The organism is Amorphus orientalis, from assembly GCF_030814015.1.
Taxonomy (GTDB): Bacteria; Pseudomonadota; Alphaproteobacteria; order Rhizobiales; family Amorphaceae; genus Amorphus; species Amorphus orientalis.
Window position 1 is genome coordinate 520,044 of the sequence record NZ_JAUSUL010000001.1, and the last position, 17,493, is coordinate 537,536.

The 17,493-nt window shown below is 68.3% G+C and carries 16 protein-coding genes; 10 read left to right on the top strand and 6 right to left on the bottom strand.

The annotated features are described in order from the left end of the window. The first annotated feature begins 9 nt into the window (after positions 1-9). Positions 10-1,497 (top strand): aldehyde dehydrogenase family protein, encoded by a 1,488-nt coding sequence (locus tag J2S73_RS02335; protein WP_306883809.1) that lies wholly within the window; start codon positions 10-12, stop codon positions 1,495-1,497. Between the two features lie 37 nt (positions 1,498-1,534). After that, positions 1,535-2,923 carry an NAD(P)/FAD-dependent oxidoreductase gene (locus J2S73_RS02340; RefSeq protein WP_306883810.1) on the top strand — a complete coding sequence of 463 codons (1,389 nt, stop codon included), beginning with the start codon at positions 1,535-1,537 and terminating at the stop codon, positions 2,921-2,923. Positions 2,924-2,983: 60 nt separating this feature from the next. Here J2S73_RS02340 and J2S73_RS02345 read toward each other — a convergent pair whose 3' ends face one another. Continuing rightward, positions 2,984-3,823: an NAD(P)H-binding protein gene (locus J2S73_RS02345; RefSeq protein ID WP_306883811.1), complete on the bottom strand. Its 840-nt coding sequence runs from the start codon at positions 3,821-3,823 to the stop codon at positions 2,984-2,986. Between the two features lie 95 nt (positions 3,824-3,918). Here J2S73_RS02345 and J2S73_RS02350 point away from each other — a divergent pair, with 95 nt between their 5' ends. Continuing rightward, positions 3,919-4,599, top strand: a complete 681-nt coding sequence (locus J2S73_RS02350; protein WP_306883812.1) for a TetR/AcrR family transcriptional regulator — start codon at positions 3,919-3,921, stop codon at positions 4,597-4,599. On the opposite strand, the gene J2S73_RS02355 is transcribed toward J2S73_RS02350, so the two are convergent. Next, positions 4,600-5,316, bottom strand: coding sequence for a GntR family transcriptional regulator (locus J2S73_RS02355; RefSeq protein WP_306883813.1), 717 nt, complete (start codon positions 5,314-5,316; stop codon positions 4,600-4,602). It lies immediately after the preceding gene. A 226-nt stretch (positions 5,317-5,542) separates the two neighbouring features. Here J2S73_RS02355 and J2S73_RS02360 point away from each other — a divergent pair, with 226 nt between their 5' ends. The 4 genes from J2S73_RS02360 to J2S73_RS02375 all read left to right on the top strand — a co-directional run bounded on the left by J2S73_RS02360 (position 5,543) and on the right by J2S73_RS02375 (position 9,741). Next, the gene (locus J2S73_RS02360; protein ID WP_306883814.1) at positions 5,543-6,745 is read left to right on the top strand and encodes a pyridoxal phosphate-dependent aminotransferase; all 1,203 of its coding nucleotides are present in this window, start codon (positions 5,543-5,545) and stop codon (positions 6,743-6,745) included. A gap of 71 nt (positions 6,746-6,816) precedes the next feature. Next, positions 6,817-7,611, top strand: coding sequence for an ABC transporter substrate-binding protein (locus J2S73_RS02365; RefSeq protein ID WP_306883815.1), 795 nt, complete (start codon positions 6,817-6,819; stop codon positions 7,609-7,611). Between the two features lie 221 nt (positions 7,612-7,832). After that, positions 7,833-8,483 carry an amino acid ABC transporter permease gene (locus J2S73_RS02370; protein WP_306884929.1) on the top strand — a complete coding sequence of 217 codons (651 nt, stop codon included), beginning with the start codon at positions 7,833-7,835 and terminating at the stop codon, positions 8,481-8,483. A 115-nt stretch (positions 8,484-8,598) separates the two neighbouring features. Next, entirely contained in the window at positions 8,599-9,741 is a 1,143-nt protein-coding gene (locus J2S73_RS02375) for a calcium:cation antiporter (protein ID WP_306883816.1), read from the top strand. Between the two features lie 314 nt (positions 9,742-10,055). Here J2S73_RS02375 and J2S73_RS02380 read toward each other — a convergent pair whose 3' ends face one another. Further along, positions 10,056-10,535 carry an Lrp/AsnC family transcriptional regulator gene (locus J2S73_RS02380; protein WP_306883817.1) on the bottom strand — a complete coding sequence of 160 codons (480 nt, stop codon included), beginning with the start codon at positions 10,533-10,535 and terminating at the stop codon, positions 10,056-10,058. Between the two features lie 142 nt (positions 10,536-10,677). On the opposite strand from J2S73_RS02380, the gene ald reads away from it, so the two are divergent. Next, complete coding sequence (ald, locus tag J2S73_RS02385) at positions 10,678-11,796, top strand: alanine dehydrogenase (RefSeq protein ID WP_306883818.1); 1,119 nt, start codon at positions 10,678-10,680, stop codon at positions 11,794-11,796. A gap of 155 nt (positions 11,797-11,951) precedes the next feature. Here the strand turns inward: ald and J2S73_RS02390 are convergent, their stop codons facing one another. Continuing rightward, positions 11,952-12,401 (bottom strand): nuclear transport factor 2 family protein, encoded by a 450-nt coding sequence (locus tag J2S73_RS02390; RefSeq protein WP_306883819.1) that lies wholly within the window; start codon positions 12,399-12,401, stop codon positions 11,952-11,954. A gap of 28 nt (positions 12,402-12,429) precedes the next feature. Further along, positions 12,430-14,727, bottom strand: a complete 2,298-nt coding sequence (locus tag J2S73_RS02395) for a xanthine dehydrogenase family protein molybdopterin-binding subunit (RefSeq protein WP_306883820.1) — start codon at positions 14,725-14,727, stop codon at positions 12,430-12,432. Positions 14,728-14,932: 205 nt separating this feature from the next. Here J2S73_RS02395 and J2S73_RS02400 point away from each other — a divergent pair, with 205 nt between their 5' ends. Beyond that, on the top strand, positions 14,933-15,859 hold the full coding sequence (locus tag J2S73_RS02400) for an aldo/keto reductase (protein WP_370874380.1): 927 nt from the start codon (positions 14,933-14,935) through the stop codon (positions 15,857-15,859). 68 nt (positions 15,860-15,927) lie between these two features. After that, complete coding sequence (locus J2S73_RS02405; RefSeq protein WP_306883821.1) at positions 15,928-16,596, top strand: DUF6064 family protein; 669 nt, start codon at positions 15,928-15,930, stop codon at positions 16,594-16,596. On the opposite strand, the gene J2S73_RS02410 is transcribed toward J2S73_RS02405, so the two are convergent. After that, on the bottom strand, positions 16,593-17,468 hold the full coding sequence (locus J2S73_RS02410; protein ID WP_306883822.1) for an NAD(P)-dependent oxidoreductase: 876 nt from the start codon (positions 17,466-17,468) through the stop codon (positions 16,593-16,595). The genes J2S73_RS02405 and J2S73_RS02410 overlap by 4 nt on opposite strands. Positions 17,469-17,493: the final 25 nt, after the last annotated feature.

The window sequence follows — 17,493 nt, forward strand, 5'->3', positions numbered from 1 at the left end:
GAGTTCACGATGACGACGATGCTCTATATCGACGGCGCGTTCGTGGCGCCGAAGGCGGGCGGCAGCTTCCCGGCCATCGATCCGGCGACCGAGCAGGCCTTCGACCAGGTGGCGGCGGGCACGGCGGACGATGTCGATGCGGCCGTCCGGGCGGCCCGGGCCGCGTTCGACGACGGCCGCTGGTCGGGGCTCTCCGCAAAGGCGCGCGCCGACGCGCTGCGCAAGGTCGCCGAGGGCATCCGCGCCCGGCTGCCTGAACTCGCCGCGCTGGAGACCCGGGACAACGGCAAGCCAATGCCGGAAGCGGAGTGGGACATCGGCGACGCGGCCGACTGCTTCGACTACTACGCGGACCTCGCCGAGGCGCGCGCGGCGCAGCCCGAGAAGACGGTCGATCTGGGCGACGCACGCTTCGATGCCCGCATCTGGCGCGAGCCGGTCGGCGTCGTGGCCGCGATCACGCCGTGGAACTTCCCGATGCTGATGGGGGTGTGGAAGGTCGCGCCGGCGCTGGCAGCGGGCTGCACCATTGTGCTGAAACCATCCGAACTCTGCTCGATGACCTGTTACGAGATGGCCCGCATCATCGACGAAGCCGGGCTTCCCGCCGGCGTCTTCAATCTGGTGACGGGTACGGGACCGGAGGCCGGTGCGCCGCTGTCCGAGCACCCGCTCGCCGACAAGGTCGCCTTCACCGGATCGGTGCCGACCGGCCGCAGGGTGATGCAGGCGGCTTCCGCCGGCATCCGCACCGTCGCCCTGGAGCTCGGCGGCAAGTCGCCGTTTCTCGTCTTCGGCGACAGCGACGTCGACAAGGCGGTCGAATGGATCCTGTTCGGCATCTTCTGGAACAAGGGTGAGATCTGTTCCGCCACGTCGCGCATTCTCGTCGAGCGCAGCCTCTATCCGAAGCTTCTGGAGCGTCTCAAGCAAGAGGCGGAGAAGATCCGGATCGGGCCCGGCGACGCCGACGGCGTGAAGCTCGGCCCGGTGGTCGCCAAGAGCCAGTACGACAAGGTGATGGGCTTTCTCGAGCGGGCGAAGGACAGCGGCGCCCGGCTCGTCACCGGCGGCGGACGGCCGGAGGGCTTCGACACCGGCTACTATATCGCGCCGACGGTCTATGCCGACGTGCCGCTCGATGCGGAGATCTGGCGCGAAGAGATCTTCGGGCCGGTGGTCTGCGTCAATCCGTTCGACACCGAGGAGGAAGCCCTGCGGCTCGCCAACGACAGCCCGTACGGGCTCGCCGGGGCGGTGATGTCGCGGGATCTGGAGCGCTGCGACCGGGTGGCCGCGAAGCTCCGCGCCGGCATCATCTGGATCAACTGTTCCCAGCCGACCTTCACCCAGGTTCCGTGGGGCGGCTACAAGAGCTCCGGCATCGGCCGCGAACTCGGCGAGCACGGCTTCGACAGCTATCTGGAGACCAAGCAGGTCACCCGCTTCGACCGGGACGAGGACTGGGGCTGGTATCTGACCGGCGACCAGGGCTGACCCGGGTCGATCGGCAGAGCTTCGGAAGACGGCCGGCATGAGCGCGACCCTCAGCTTCGAGACGGCAGTCCGCACGCCCTACTGGCGGGAGACGGTGCCCGATGCGGCGCCGTGTCCGCCGCCGGCGGGCGACATCGCCTGCGATCTCGCGATCATCGGCGGCGGCTTCACCGGGTTGTGGGCGGCGCTCAAGGCGCGGGAGCGGTGGCCGGACGCGCGCATCGTGCTGCTGGAGGCCGGCACCTGCGGCAACGCCGCCAGCGGGCGCAACGGCGGCTTCACCGCGCCGTCGATCTCCCACGGGGTCGGCAACGCGGTCGCCCGGTGGCCGAAAGAGGCGGAGACCCTGATCTGGCTCGGCCGCGAGAATCTCGACCGGATGGCGGCCGATCTCGACACCTACGGCATCGACGGCCAGTTCGAACGGGCGGGCAAGCTCACCGTGGCCGCCACGCCCTGGCAGGCGGACGGCCTCAAGGCCATGCGCGACAGCTATGCCCGCTTCGGGATCGACTGCACGCTTCTGGAAGGCGACGCGCTGAAGGAGCGGTTCGACAGCCCGAAATATCCGGCGGGCCTGTTCGAGCCGAATTATGCGCTGGTCAATCCGGCCATGCTGGTGGAGGGCCTCAAGCGAGCCTGCCTCAAGGCGGGCGTCGAAATCCACGAAGAGGCTCCGGTGACGGCGATCGCGCGGGACGGGGCGGGCGTCCGGCTGAGCCTGGAGGCGGCGGTGGTGTCGGCGAAGCAGGCGGTCATGGCGACCAATGCGGCGGTCTCTCTGATCCGGCGCTTCCGCATGGCGATCCTGCCGATCTTCGACTATTCGCTCCTGACCGCGCCTTTGACCGACGCCCAGCTCGACACGATCGGATGGCGCGGCCGGCATGGCATCGCCGACAGCGGCAACCAGTTCCACTATTTCCGCAAGACCGCCGACAACCGCATCCTCTGGGGCGGGTTCGACGCGATCTATCACTACGGAAGCAGCCGGGACCCGGCGCTGCTCCACCGGCCGGAGACCTATGCCCGGCTGGCGGCGACCTTCAACGAAGCCTTTCCGGCGCTTGCCGACGTGCCCTTCACCCACGCCTGGGGCGGGATCATCGACACCTCGGCGCGGACGACGTTCTTTGCCGGCACGGCGCTTGGCGGCGTGGTCGCCTATGCGCTCGGCTTCACCGGGCAGGGGGTGTCGGCGTCGCGGTTCGCCGCGCTCGCCATGCTGGACATGCTGGAAGGCCGAAAGACCGAGCGCACCGAGCTGCGCATGCTCCGGAGCTTCGCGGTGCCGTTTCCGCCGGAGCCACTGCGCTCGCTCGCGGTTCGGTGGGCACAGCGGGATCTGGCTGCGGAGGACCTCACCGGCCGGCGCTCGCTGTTCCTGCGCGGGCTCGACCGGCTCGGCATCGGGTTCGCCTCGTAGTCGTGGACGGGAAAAGGCGGACGGAAAACCCGTCCGCCATCAACCGCTCCACCACGCACGTCAGGCGGCCTGCGCCCAGACCCCGGAGCGGGCCGTTTCCGCCGCATAGACGGAGAAGTCCCGAGGCGGCCGGCCGAGAGCGCGCTCCACCCCGTCGGCGATCGAGCTGTTGCGCCCGTCGAGCACCTGGCGGGTGAGGATATCGAGCAGATCGACGAACTCCGGCGGGATCTGCAGATCCTTCAAAGTTGCGATGTAGTCGTCCACCGAAACCGGCACGTAGCTTATGTCGCGGCCGGAGGCCCGGGCGATTTCGGCGACGGCCTCGGGGAAGGTCAGGAGACGCGGGCCTGTGACCTCGTAGAGATTTCCGACATGGCCGTCCTCGGTCAGCGCCGCGGTGACCACGTCGGCGATGTCGTCGGCGTCGACGAAGGGTTCGCCGACATCGTGGCTCGGGAAGACCACTTCGCCGGCCGCGATCCCGTCCGCGAAGAAGTTTTCGGAGAAATTCTGGGCGAACCAGGAGGCCCGGACGATCGTCCAGCGCGCGCCCGACGCCTTCAGCACCTCCTCGGCCCGCTCGGCCTCCTCCTCGCCACGCCCGGTCAGGAGGACGAGCCGGTCGACGCCGTGCGCCATCGCGGTCGTGACGAGGGCCTCGATGGTCTCGACGGCGCCGGGCAGCGCGATGTCGGGATAATAGGTGATGTAGGCGGCGCGTGCGCCTTCGAGAGCCGCAGCCCAGGTCGAGCGGTCGGACCAGTCGAAGGGCGGATCGGCCTGGCGCGAGCCGATGCGCACCGGGATGTCGTGCGCTGTCAGGCGGTCGGCGACGCGGCGGCCGGTCTTGCCGGTTCCGCCGATGACGAGGACGGGATTGTCGATCGGGTCGGACATTGAAGGCTCCTGAATGTGAGGAATGCTCATGTTGTGTAGAAAGCGATAATCCCTCATATTCAGGGAGTCAACATAAAAGTGAGAGATACTCATATATGCCGAAGCATCAGCCTGCCGGGGGAGAGCACGGCGCGGCCCGCACCGCGCGTCCCGCACCGCGGATCGTACCGACCCAGAAGCGCAGCCGGGAGCGGATGGAGCGGATCCTGAATGCGGCGGTGGAGCTGATCTCCGAGGCGGGCAGCGACGCCATGAAGATGAGCGCGCTCGCCGAGCGCAGCGGCATCTCGATCGGCTCGCTCTACCAGTACTTTCCGGACAAGAGCGCGATCCTGGGGGCGCTGGCCGAGCGCTACCACGCGGAGAGCCGGGCCTGCATCGCCGAGAAGCTGGACCCGGTGGACACGCCGGCGGCGTTCGAGGACGCCTTCGACGGGCTGATCGAGATCTACTACCAGCTGTTTCTGGAGGACCCCGCGATCCGGGACGTCTGGTCCGGCACCCAGGCCGACAAGGCGCTGGCGGACGTGGATCTCCTGAACTGCTGGGAAAACGGCGATCTTCTCGCGGACACGCTGGCGCGGATCGGGAAGCGGGAGGCCGACCCGGAGCTGCGCGCGTCGGCGTTCACCGTCATGTCCCTCGGCGAGGCGGCCATGCGCCTTGCGATCGCCGGGTCGGCCGATGAGGGCCGCCGCGTGGTGGATGCCTACAAGCGGATGGCGCTCTGCGAACTCAAGCGCGCTCTCGGCGACATCGACAGCGAGAATGTCTGATCAGGCCGGGCTGGCGTCCCGGTCGGCCTCCTCGACGCTGACGGCTGCGAAGAATTCCGCTTCCGCGGCTGCCATGAAGGCGCGCATCTCCCGGCGCACGGCCTCCTCGTCGCGCGAGACGAAGGCGCTCGACAGGGCCTCGATCCCGGTCAGGACGATCACGCGGGTCCCGGCATTGTGCAGGGTTGCGATGCGGACGGTCTGGATGTGGTCGCGGAAGCTCTCGATGGTGTCGATCAGGCGCCGGTTTCCGACGGCCGACAGCCACGTGCCGCGGAACGCGATGTTCGCCTCCATCAGCGCTTCGGGCGCGTCGGTCTCGACGGCCTCGCGGGCCAGATCCCGGGCGGCGATCAGGGCCGCCAGGCCGTCCGCATCCAGGTTGCGGGCCGCGGCGGCGGCGGCTTCGGGTTCCAGGAGCCGGCGAACCGCGAAGATGTCGCGCACGTCCTGGCTCGACAGTTCCGGCACCGCGAAGCCGCGCGTGGTCGGCCGCAGGAAGCCCTGTGAGGCGAGGGCCATCAGAGCTTCGCGCGCCGGCATGCGGGACGTGCGATACTGGGTGGCGAGTTCCGTGTCGACCAGTCGGTCGCCGGGGCGGAACTCGGCGCGCTGCAGCTTGCCCCGCACGTCCGTGTAGATCTGCGCCCGGAGGCTGGCCGTGGTCCCGCCCCCGGAGAGCGGTGACGGGTTATGCGATGGAGGCTTCCGACCCACGAGCTGGTTCCTTCTTTGTCGGGCGCCGGCGACCCTGCCGCCCCGGCCGTACGGCCGCCTCCCGGCACCAATCGTCGCCGGGTCCGGAGAAAATTTCAAACTTGAAGTGGATACAGTTTTCGCTGAAGCTGGACGATGGTTGCGGCGGCCGAACCAGGCACGACCGCCCGCGACCGCGTCCAGTCGGCGCTTCATCATGGCGCCAGTTCTCGGGAATGGGATTGCGATGCCGGTTTTCGATCGTCTTGCCGAACCGCGGGCCTATGATCGCATCCGGCCCCAGATCATGGATCTGGAAACCGAGAACATCGCGGAACTCGCGGTCCGGGCCCAGTCGCTCACCGACGTGATCACGCTGTGGTACGGTGAGGGGGATCTGGTCACGCCGTCCTTCATCCGCGAGGCGGCGAAGGAGGCGCTCGACGCCGGCCAGACCTTCTACGTTCCGGACATGCGCGGCCTTCCGGCCCTGACCCGTGAACTCTCTTCCTATCTGACCCGCCTGCACGGACGCGAGATCGCGGTCGAGCGCTCGACCATCACGCCGGGCGGCATGCAGGCGGTGTTCCTGGCGCTGGAACTGATCGTCGAGCGCGGCGACAACGTGGTGTTCGTTGAGCCCCAGTGGCCGAACATCAAGCACGCCATCCACGTCGCGGGCGGCGAGCCGCGCCCGGTTTCCCTCGATTTCCGCGACGGCAGCTGGCAGCTCGATCTGGACCGTGTCTTCGAGCGCTGCGATGCGCGCACCAAGGCCATCATGTTCTCCACGCCCTCCAACCCGCTCGGCTGGACGGCGTCACCGGAAGAGCTTCAGGCGCTCATCGATTTCAGCCGGCGGACCGGCATCTGGATCCTGAGCGACGAGATCTACAACCGCCTGCATTTCTCGGGTGACCGGGCGCCTTCGGTGCTGCAACTGGCCGAAGACGAGGATCTGGTCATCAGCATCAACGGGTTTTCCAAGGCCTGGGCGATGACCGGCTGGCGGCTCGGCTGGCTCACCCATCCGAAATCCCTGGCGAGCCCGCTTTCGGCGATGACCCAGTACGTCAACAGCGGCACGGCGGCCTTCGTCCAGGCCGGCGGTCTGGCGGCGCTTAAAGAGGGCGAGACGTTCGTGGGCGAGGTGCGCGCGCGCTGCCGCGCGGGCGTCGACGCCGCCTATGACGCGCTGGCGGGATTGAACAGCGTGATCCTGCCCGAAAAGCCGGAGGGCGGCATGTACGTCACCTTCGCGCTCGCCGACGAGGCGGATTCCCGGGAGGCCTGCACGCGGCTCCTGGAGGAGGCGCGGGTCGGCCTGGCGCCGGGATGGCTTTTCGGAGACGCATCGAAGGCCTTCCTGCGCATGTGCATCTGCCGCGACACGGCCCAGATCGCGGAAGCCGGCGGGCGCATTGCCCGGATGCTGGGGGAGCCCGCCTGACGGCTCCGATTGGACCACGGGTGCTTCGGTCCGCCCGGGAACGCGGCGGATCCAGATAAAAGGAGAGGGGAATGAAGCTGAAGACGATCGCAATGGCGGCACTGGCCGCCGTGATGGCGGCGGGAGTGGCGACTTCGGCCAGCGCGGACACGCTGGTGGTGGGTGCCTATCCGGCCAATCCGCCGTGGGAGAACAAGACCGAGGACGGCTCCTTCGAGGGCTTCGAGGTCGATCTCGTCAAGGAGATCGCCAAGCGCCTCGGCGACGAGGTCGAGTTCAAGGATCTCGGCTTCCAGGCGCTGTTCGCCGCGACCAGCTCCGGCCGGATCGACATGGCGATCTCGTCGATCACGATCACCGACGACCGGCTGCAGAACCAGTCCTTCACCCAGGGCTACTACGATTCCGACCTGGCGCTGGTCTCCAACAAGGAGTCCGGAATCGGCAGCATGGCCGACATGAAGGGCAAGCCGGTCGGCGCGATCTCGACCTCCACCGGCGAGGCCTGGATCAAGGAGAACGGCGAGGAGTACGGGTTCGGCGACTACAAGGGCTACAACACCCAGCAGGATCTGCTCCTGGACACCCAGGCCGGACGGGTCGCGGGTGCCGTGGGCGACATCGCCGGCTTCCAGTACGCCTTCCAGCAGATGCCGGCCATGCACGTGGTCGAGCGCATCGGCACCGGCGACCGCTTCGCCATCATGATGCGCAAGGGCTCGCCGCTGCTGGAACCGGTCAACAACGCGATCACCGAGATCAAGAAGGACGGCACGATGGCCGCTCTCCACAAGAAGTGGCTCGGAGCCGACGCGGATCCCGGAACGGCGACCGTCACCGTGATGGACATCCCGCAGGCGAAATAATCGCCCGGGCAGCCCGGCGCGCGTCCGCCGGGCGATCGTGATCTCACGCCCGCGCCGGCACGGCCCGGGCGTGACGCTTGTGCGGCGGTGCGGACCGGGAGGCCCTGCGGGACATCCGCGCTTCGATCCGGCCGCGCCGGGACCGCGCCGTCTCCCGTCATGTCCACCGGTTCGAGGTCGCCGTGCCCAGCCTGATCGATACCTTCTTCAATTCCGAGGTCATGCTGCGGGCTCTGCCCATGCTGATGCGCGGGCTGATCAACACGGCCTATCTGACCGTCGCGTCAGTCCTGATCGGAAGCTTCGCCGGCGTGCTGATCTGCATCGCCCGGCTCTATGCCCCCAAGCCGGTCCGCTACCTGGCGGTGGGGTTCATCGACATCTTCCGGGCGCTGCCGGTGCTGGTGGTGCTGATCGTCATCTACTACGCCCTGCCGTTCGTGGGGGTTCGCTTCGATTCCTTCACGTCGGCGGTGATCGCCCTGTCGCTGGTGCTGGCCGCCTTCACGGCCGAGGTTTTTCGCGCCGGCATCATGTCGATCCCCGCCGGCCAGTTCGAGGCCGCCCGGGCACTGGGGATTCCGTTTCCCATCACCCTCTACAAGGTGATCATCCCCCAGGCCCTGAAGATCGCGACCCCGCCCCAGACCAGCAACTGCATCGCGATCGCCAAGGACACCTCGCTTGCCTCCGTGGTGGCGATGCCGGACCTGCTCAAGCAGGCGACCGACGCCCAGGCGCTGATGGCCAATCCGAGCCCGCTGATCGCGGCAGCCATCATCTACCTCATCATCCTGTGGCCGGCGGTCAGGGTGGTGGCCTGGCTGGAGACCCGGGGCGGTGCTTCGGCGGCAAAAATGGGACCCGATTGAGGAATTAACCCGTCCTTATTGCCGATCGTCCCTTGTGCCTGTCGGTCCCCATTGGGTAACCCAAGGCGGAGCCGGCGACCCACGTGCCGCAGCGCCCGAGACAGGACGGATCGGAATGGAAGCGACGAAATCAGAGAGCTGGCTTTCCCTTGCGCGCAAGGAAGGACCGTTCTTCGCCGGCGCCGTCACGATGGTGCTGTTCCTGCTCTACGGGAAGGGCTGGCTCGCCGATCTCTCCAATCCCTGGATCTCCGGGCTGATCTTCGTCTGGGTCTTCGCGGCGATGCTGTGGGGCGCGTTCGGCGTCGTCCGCCACGCCGACTGCCTGGCCGATCTTCTGGGCGAACCTTACGGCACGCTGATCCTGACGGTGGCGGTGATCACCATCGAGGTCGCCCTCATCTCCGCCGTCATGCTGGCGGGGGAGAACAACCCGACGCTCGCCCGCGACACCATGCTCGCGGTGATCATGATCGTGCTCAACCTGATGATCGGGCTGGCGCTCCTGATCGGCGGCGGGCGGCATGGCGAACAGGAGTTCAACCTTCAGGGTGCGCGCGCCTATCTGGGCGTGCTCCTGCCGCTGGCCACCATGTCGATGATCCTGCCGCGCTTCACCCAGTCGACCGCGGACGCGACCCTCACCCCGTTTCAGGAGGTCATGTTCGCGACCTTCACGATCCTGCTCTACGCCACCTTTCTCGCCATTCAGACGGTTCGGCACCGGTCCTTCTTCATGGAGCCGGCCGATTTGAGGCAGACGGAGACCGGCGAGGAGGAGAACCACGGACACGGCCATCCGACCGTCTCGACGCCCTATCACGCGATCATGCTGATCCTGACGCTGGTCCCGATCGTGATCCTGTCCAAGAAGCTTGCCGTGCTGGTGGAGTTCGGCATCGAGAGCCTCGGCGCGCCGGCCGCCCTCGGCGGTATCCTCGTCGCGATCCTGGTCCTGGCACCGGAAGGCCTCGCCGCCCTGGAAGCGGCCGGCAAGAACCGGTTGCAGCGTTCGGTGAACATCTGTCTCGGCTCGGCGCTGGCGACCATCAGCCTGACGGTGCCGGCCGTGATGGTGATCAGCCTCGTCACAGCCGAAGACATCATCCTGGGCGTGGGGCCTGCCGAAATGGCGCTGCTCATCCTGACGCTCGGGATGTCGATGCTGACCTTCGGCGGGGTGAAGACCAACATGCTCCAGGGGGCGGCGCACCTGGTCGTGTTCCTTGCCTATCTGGTCCTGGTCTTCAATCCTTAGGGTGCGCGCTCCGCTTTGAACCGGAAACCGGTTCCCACCTTTCCTGGGATCTGTCTTTTCCTGCGCAACGCCCGGGCGGAAAACCGCTTCGCACTTTTCCTGGCGTTGCTAGTCAGCGCGCGACCGCGCGCCGGCGTCGAGGGCCGGGGTTTGAGGTTGTTCCTTTGCCCTCACGCCGAGTTCGCTTGCGCTCACCGGCTCCGGGTGGGCGGCCTCCGGCCGGCGGACGGTCGTCCGCTGATGGGGTGGAACCGGATAGGCAGAACGTCACATTCGCGGCGGAAAACCGCTTCCCACTTTTCCTGGGATTTGCGCTACCGCGTAAGCGCGTCGATCGGCATCGGCCGGTCGACCACCTCGCGCAGGGCGAAGCTCGACTGCAGCCGCGCCACGTGGGGCAGCCGGGACAGCTCCACGGTGTGGATGCGCTCGTAGTCGGCGATGTCGCGGGCGGCGACCAGGACCAGATAGTCATCGGCCGCCGCCATCAGGAAGCAGCGGATCACCGAAGGACATCGGGCGACCGCCGTCTCGAACGCCGACAGCGCCTCCTCCGATTGGCTGTCGAGGGTGATGCGGACGATGACGGTGGTGCCGAGACCGAGCGCCTTGAGGCCGATCACGGCGCGGTAGCCGGCGATCAGGCCGCTCTCCTCCAGGCTGCGCTGACGGCGCGCCACCGCGGAGGCCGAGAGGCCGATCCGGTCGCCCAGCACCACGTGGCTGGCCCGTCCGTCCTCGGCAAGCGCCCGGAGCAACTTCAGATCCAGGCTGTCTACAGTCGTTTCGCGCATGAATCCCGCGTCCGGCTCGAACATTCCGATCGTATCGTGTGCCGTTTATCCTGAACAGACGAAAATTCGCGCGGAAATTGCGCGCGGATCTTCTTAGATGAGAGTGCATCGAGGACGATTGGAACCGAGGGAGGGTTCAGCCATGCGTGTCGGTGTGCCGAAGGAAATCAAGCCGCAGGAATATCGGGTCGGACTGGTCCCGGCGGCGGTTCGTGAATATGTGGCCGCCGGCCACAGTGTGATGGTCGAGACCGGCGCGGGCGCCGGCATCCACGCCGACGACGAGGCCTACCGGGCCGCAGGCGCGGAGATCGCGCCGGATGCCGCCACGGTGTTCTCCGATGCCGAGATGATCGTGAAGGTGAAGGAGCCCCAGCCGACCGAATGGGTCCGGCTGCGCGAAGGCCAGATCCTGTTCACCTATCTCCATCTGGCGCCCGATCCGGAGCAGACCAAGGGGCTTCTGGAGTCCGGCGTGACCGGCGTCGCCTACGAGACGGTCAGCGACAATCAGGGCGGCCGTCCGCTTCTGGCGCCGATGAGCGAGGTCGCCGGCCGGCTGTCGATCGAGGCCGCCTGCTCGACCCTGCGCCGCAATCTGGGCGGGCGCGGGCTGCTGCTCGGCGGCGTGCCGGGCGTCGCGCCGGCCCGGGTCGCCGTGATCGGCGGTGGCGTGGTCGGCACCCATGCCGCCCGCATGGCCGCGGGCCTCGGCGCGGACGTCTCCATTCTCGACAAGTCGCTGGCGCGCCTGCGCTATCTCGACGATCTGTTCGAGGGCCGCGCGCGCACCCTGTTCGCAACGACCGAAGCGCTGGAAAGCGAAGTGGTGGCGGCCGACGTGGTCATCGGCGCCGTGCTCGTACCCGGCGCGGCCGCGCCGAAGCTGGTGCGGCGCGACATGCTCAAGGCAATGAAGCCGGGGGCTGTGCTCGTCGACGTGGCCATCGACCAGGGCGGCTGCTTCGAGACCTCCCATCCGACCACCCACGAGGACCCGATCTTCGAGGTCGACGGGATCCTGCACTACTGCGTGGCGAACATGCCGGGCGCGGTCCCGATGACGTCGGCGGCGGCGCTCAACAACGCGACGCTGCCGTTCGGGCTGGCGCTGGCCAACAAGGGGCTGAAGGCGCTCACCGAGGACCCGCACCTGTGCGACGGGCTGAACGTGCATCGCGGCCACGTCACCAACAAGGCGGTCGCGGAGAGCCTCGGCCTGGATTACATGGCCCCCAAGATCGCACTCGGCCGGGCCTGAGCAACGACCGGAGAGCCGGCCTGCGCACAGCTGCGCCGGCCGGCTTCCGACCGACTAACTCTCTTCGACCGGCCGCGGCACGGAGCATGTCCCGTTCAGACCGGATGGGTCTGAACGAAAAGGATATGCTCAAGCTATTGAAACCTGAGCCATTTCTATCGCTCAGACATATCCGTCTGAGCGGAAAAGGCTCTCGAGTGCCACCAGATGCGCACCTCCTCCGCCAGTCCGTCCGGCGCCAGCTGCGCCACCAGAACGCCATCGAGCTCCATCCGCGGCAGCGGATCGCCGGGCTTGCGGTCGGGAAGACCGGTTCCGGTGGATTTGGCCCAGATCTGGAACAGCTCCTCCGACGCCACCTGATAGGTGACGGTCCAGTGGGCGATGCCGCCGGTCTCCGTCTCCGCCAGAACCTCGTAGGACACCTCAATGTCCTGCTGCAGCTTGATGCGGTCCCAGTAGTCCGCGCGCGCCTGGGGCGTGTCCTGCACCTGGAACGGGGTGTTGTGATAGCGCCCGTCCGGTTTGAAGAACGCGGCGAACCCTTCCGAATCCTGGCCCTCCCACACGCGCTTGTAGGCCGCCATGAAGGCGTGAATGGTCATCTGAAGTCCCCCCTTGATCGTTCTCTGTCTATCGGCTCGCGGACCGGATCGCCTCCCACACCCGGTCCGGCGTCAGCGGCATGTCGATATGGTCGATGCCGTACGGCACGAGCGCGTCGACGACCGCGTTGACAAGCGCCGGCAGCGAGCCGACCACGCCGGCCTCGCCGGCCCCCTTCGCCCCGAGCGCATTGGTCGTGGTCGGGACCGGATGGCAGCTGATGTCGAACAACGGGAACTCGCCCGCCCGCGGCATCGCATAGTCCAGGAACGAGGCGGTCAGCGGCTGACCGCTGTCGCGGTCATAGACCATCCGCTCCATCAGCGCCTGGCCAGCCCCCTGCACGATCCCGCCATGGATCTGGCCGTAGACGAGGGCCTCGTTCAGGACCGTCCCGACATCGTCGACGACGGTGTAGCGGAGGATCTCCACCAGGCCGGTCTCCGGGTCCACCTCGACCTCGCAGACATGGCAGCCGTTGGGAAAATTCGCGTTGTCGGCGGCTGAGAAGTCGTCGGCCTCGAAGCCTTCGCCGAAATGGCGGGCGACGTCCGGCAGGGTGATCCGGCGATCGGTGCCGACGATGGTGAAGGCGCCGTCGGTGAACTCCACGTCGGCCTCGGCGACCTCGAGCGCTTCCGCGGTCCGGGCGCGCGCCTTCTCCACCAGCACGTCGAAGGCGCGCAGCATCGCGGTGCCGACGGCGGCGGTGGTGCGCGATCCGAAGCTGCCGGTGCCGCGGGCCACCGCGTCGGTATCGCCGGTGGCGAAGCGGATTTTTTCCGGGTCGACGCCGATCCGCTCGGAGAGAATGCCGGCATAGGTGGTGCGGTGCCCCATGCCGGTGTCGCCGCCGCCGATCCCCAGCGCGACGGTTCCGTCCGCCTCGACTTCGATGCGGGCATATTCCGGCATCGGCTTCGCGGGCGGTCCGCCGGCGATCTCGATCGCGTAGGTGAGGCCGATCCCGCTCAGTCGGCCGCGCGCTTCCGCCTCGCGGCGCCTGGCCTCGAAGCCCGCCCAGTCGGCGCGCCGCAGTGCTTCGTCGAAAATCGTGGGGAAGTCGCCGCTGTCATAGGTGAACACGAAGCCCGTGTCGTACGGCATCGCTTCGGCCGGGATCATGTTGCGTCGCCGGATTACGGCGGGGTCGATGCCGAGCCGGCGGGCGGCGACGTCGGCCATGCGCTCGATGATGTAGATGGCTTCGGGCCGGCCGGCGCCGCGATAGGGCGCCATGTTCTGGGTGTTGGTGAAGACGCCGTCGACCGTCGCGGCGATCTGCGGGGTCGTGTAGACGCCGGACAGCGAGCCGACATTGGCGACCATCGGATGCACCGACATCGGACCGAGATAGGCGCCGACCGCAGCGCAGATCTCCACCTCAAGAGCCAGGAAGCGGCCGTCGTCGTCGAGGGCGAGGGCGGCCTGCACCACCTGCTCGCGGCTGTGGCTGTCGGCGAGAAGGGATTCCGTGCGCGCCGGCTCCCAGCGGATCGGCCGCCCGGTGGTCTCGGCGGCGTGCAGGATCACCGGATATTCGGGGTAGTGGGCGTTCTTCATGCCGAACGAGCCGCCGGTGTCGCGGCTGGTCACGTGGACGCTCCCAGGGGCGAGAGACATCATCTCCGCGACGCTCTCGGCCAGACGGTGCGGCGCCTGGGTGCCCACATGGAGCGTGTAGCGGCCGCTGTCGGGATCGAACGTGCCGCGTGCGCCGCGCACCTCCATCGGGGCGGCGGTCACGCGGGTGATCTCGAAGCGCTCGCGCACCACGTTGGGTGCCGCCGCGATCGCCTGTCGCACGGCCTGGGGATCGCCCGTGACGACCCGGAAGCAGATGTTGTCGGGACAGTCCGGCCAGACCGCCGGTGAGCCGCTCGAGCGTGCGGCCACCGGGTCGATGACCGGTTCGGCCTCGTCGATGTCGAACTCGATCAGCTCCAGCGCGTCTTCGGCGGCGGCGCGTGTTTCGGCCACGACCGCGGCCACCAGGTCGCCCACATAGCGGACGGTCCCGTCCGCGAGGGCCCGATAGGGCGGCACGTGCATGTCGCGGCCGTCGGGGCCGGGATGGAACAGGGCGGGCAGGATCGGGCGGAACGTCTCCGGCAGATCGGCCGCCGTCAGGACCGCGAGCACGCCCGGCGCGGCACGGGCCGCCGCCACGTCGAGGGTGCGGATGGAGCCGCTGGCGACGGGCGAGCGCAGGAACACGAGCGCGGCCTCGCCCGGCAGCGTCTCGTCTGCCGTGTAGCGGCCGTTGCCGGTGACGAGCGGCGTGTCTTCGAGACGGAATTCGGAGCGACCGATGCGGACGGACATGGACGAGTACCCGGGAGGAGGAGGGGGAGGGACGAAACGGTCAGTACGCCAACCATGTGGCCGACGGGCGCGATGCGCAAGTGCGGGAACCCCGGCGCCGGTGTGGCGGTTGCCGATCGGAGAACGGGCGCCAGATAGACGAAGGGCGCCGGACACAGGCGTCCGACGCACACAGGGACCGGCCCCGATCGGCCGGGAGACAGGCTTGGCCGACGGATATCCGACCCGACGCGACTTTCTCGCCGCCACCGCAGTGCTTGCCGGCGCGGCGAGCCTGCCGGCATGGCCCGCGTCCGCGCAGCCGCAGCTGCTCACGCGGACCATCCCGTCCACCGGCGAAGCGGTGCCAGCGGTCGGCATGGGGACATGGATCACGTTCAATGTCGGCACCGACCCCGCGCTGCGCGCGGATCGGGCGGGGGTGACGGCGGCCTTCCTGGAGGCCGGCGGCCGGGTCATCGATTCGTCGCCGATGTACGGCTCGTCCCAGGACGTGCTGGGCTATGCGCTGGACAGGGTCGGCCGTCCGGACGGACTGTTTGCCGCTGACAAGGTGTGGACCTCCTCAAAAGCGGCGGGGCCGGACCAGATCGCCGCCTCCGAGCGGAAATGGGGCGTGTCCGGCTTCGACCTGATGCAGGTCCACAATCTCAGGGCCTGGCAGGCGCACCTGCCCATGCTGTTCGACAGGAAGGCGGCGGGCGAGATCCGCTATGTCGGCATCAGCACCTCCGAAGGACGCCGTCACGACGCCTTCGAGGACATCATGCGCAGTCAGCCGCTCGATTTCGTGCAGGTCAGCTACAACGTCGCCAACCGGGAGGTGGAGGAGCGCATCCTGCCGCTCGCCCGCGACCGCGGCATCGCCGTGATCGTCAACCGTCCGTTCCAGCAGGACCGGCTGACGCGCTGGCTGGAAGGTCGGCCGCTGCCCGGTTTCGCGGACGAGATCGGGGCGTCGACCTGGGCCCAGGTGCTGCTGAAGTTCATTCTCGCCGAGCCGGCCGTCACCGTGGCGATCCCGGCGACGACGAAGGCCGAGCACGCGCGCGAGAATGTCGCAGCTGCCTCCGGGCCACTGCCGGACCGGGCGATGCGCGAGCGGATCGTCACCTATCTGCAGGAGCTCTAGGTCATGCTCCCGGAATTCGAGCAAATCGGCTCTGTCCGGACCATCCGGATTTATGAGTTCATGACCTGATGGGACCCTGGTGGACCTACCGGCCACAGGACTTCCTGCTGTTTTCGCCGTCGGTCTACTGGCGCCTTTTCGAGCTGGCCAACGCGGCGCTCTTCCCGCTTCCGCTGATCGCGCTGGTTCTCGGGTCTGTGATCGTCTGGCTCGGGATGCGCGGCCGACCGGGGGCGTTCGCGTTCGTCGGCGCGCTGCTGTCGGTGGGGTGGGCGCTGTCAGCCTGGCAGTTCCTCTGGGTACGCTATGTGCCGGTCAACTGGGCGGCGTCCTATGCGGTGCCGGCCTTCCTGGTCGAGGCGCTTCTGCTCCTGGGGCTCGGGTTCGCGGGTGGGTCGGGCCGCGGAGACGGGTCGGGGCGGATCGCCTCCACCGCCGGAGCCGCGCTGGCTGTCGGCGGTCTCGCTCTCTATCCGCTGTTCGCGCCGCTCTCCGGCCGGCCGATCGCCGGCGCCGAAGTGGTCGGGATCGCGCCGGACGCAACGGCGGTCTTCACGCTGGGTGTGCTGTGTCTCTGGCCGCGGTCGCGTCTGGTCGCGCTGGCGATGGTCGTGCCGGTGGCCTGGTGCCTGGCGAGTGCGGCGACGCTTCTGACCATGGGGACATGGCAGGGCTGGGTGCCGCTCGCCGCCGCAGGCGCGGCCGTCGCCGCCCGCGCCTGGCCGGCCAAAAACTAGCGCCGGATCTCGTCCAGGAGGCGCTTCAGGCTGGCCTCGAGATCGTCGGCATCGACGTCGGTGGCGGGAAGGTCGCCCATGCGCTGCTGGATGTCGGCAATGGCCTCGCCGAGCGCGCCTTCGAGACCGAGTTCGTTGACGGTCGTTGCGCTCTCGCGCATTTCCGCCGCCCGCCGGACGCCGTGCTTCAGGGTGCGCTCGAACTGGTAGGGGGCCAGCGTCTTCAGGTCGAGGCCGGGATAGGAGGCCGACAGCGAGCTCAGCACCCGGTCGAAGCAGCCCGAAGCGGCGGCGGCCAGAAGCGTCTCCACCGTGATCGCCTCCAGCCCCTTCACGAACTGGCTGCGGACCATCTTGATCGCTGTGGCGGATCCGACGTCCTCGCCGACGATCTCGAAGGCGAAGTCGAGACGCCGGATCGCGTCGACGAGCGGATCGGGGAGGCTGCCGGCCACAAGCACCGGCGTGCGGTGACGGCGGGGATGGACCGGCGCCATCACCGCCATGTCGACATAGACGGCGCCGTTGCCGGCGACGAGTTCCGCCGTCGCCTGCTTGCGGGCGGGCGAGACGGAGTTGATGTCGACAAACACCTGGCCGGCCTTTAGCGCATCGGCGACGGACCGGGCCGCGTCCAGGCTGGAGCTGGCGGTGACCGCGGAGATCACCCAGTCGGCGTCGGCGACCGCCTCGGCGGGGCCTGAAGCCACCTCGACACCCGCGGTCCGCGCGGTCTCCGCGGTGACACCAGCCGTCCCTTCGGAGGAAAACAGGATGTCGTAGGCGGAGAAGACGAGCGCCGGGTCCGTCTCGGCGAGGCTTTCGCGGAAGGCCCGAGCCGCCTCGCCGAAGCCGATGAATGCGATCTTCATGGGATCCCGTCCGGTTGCGGTCTTC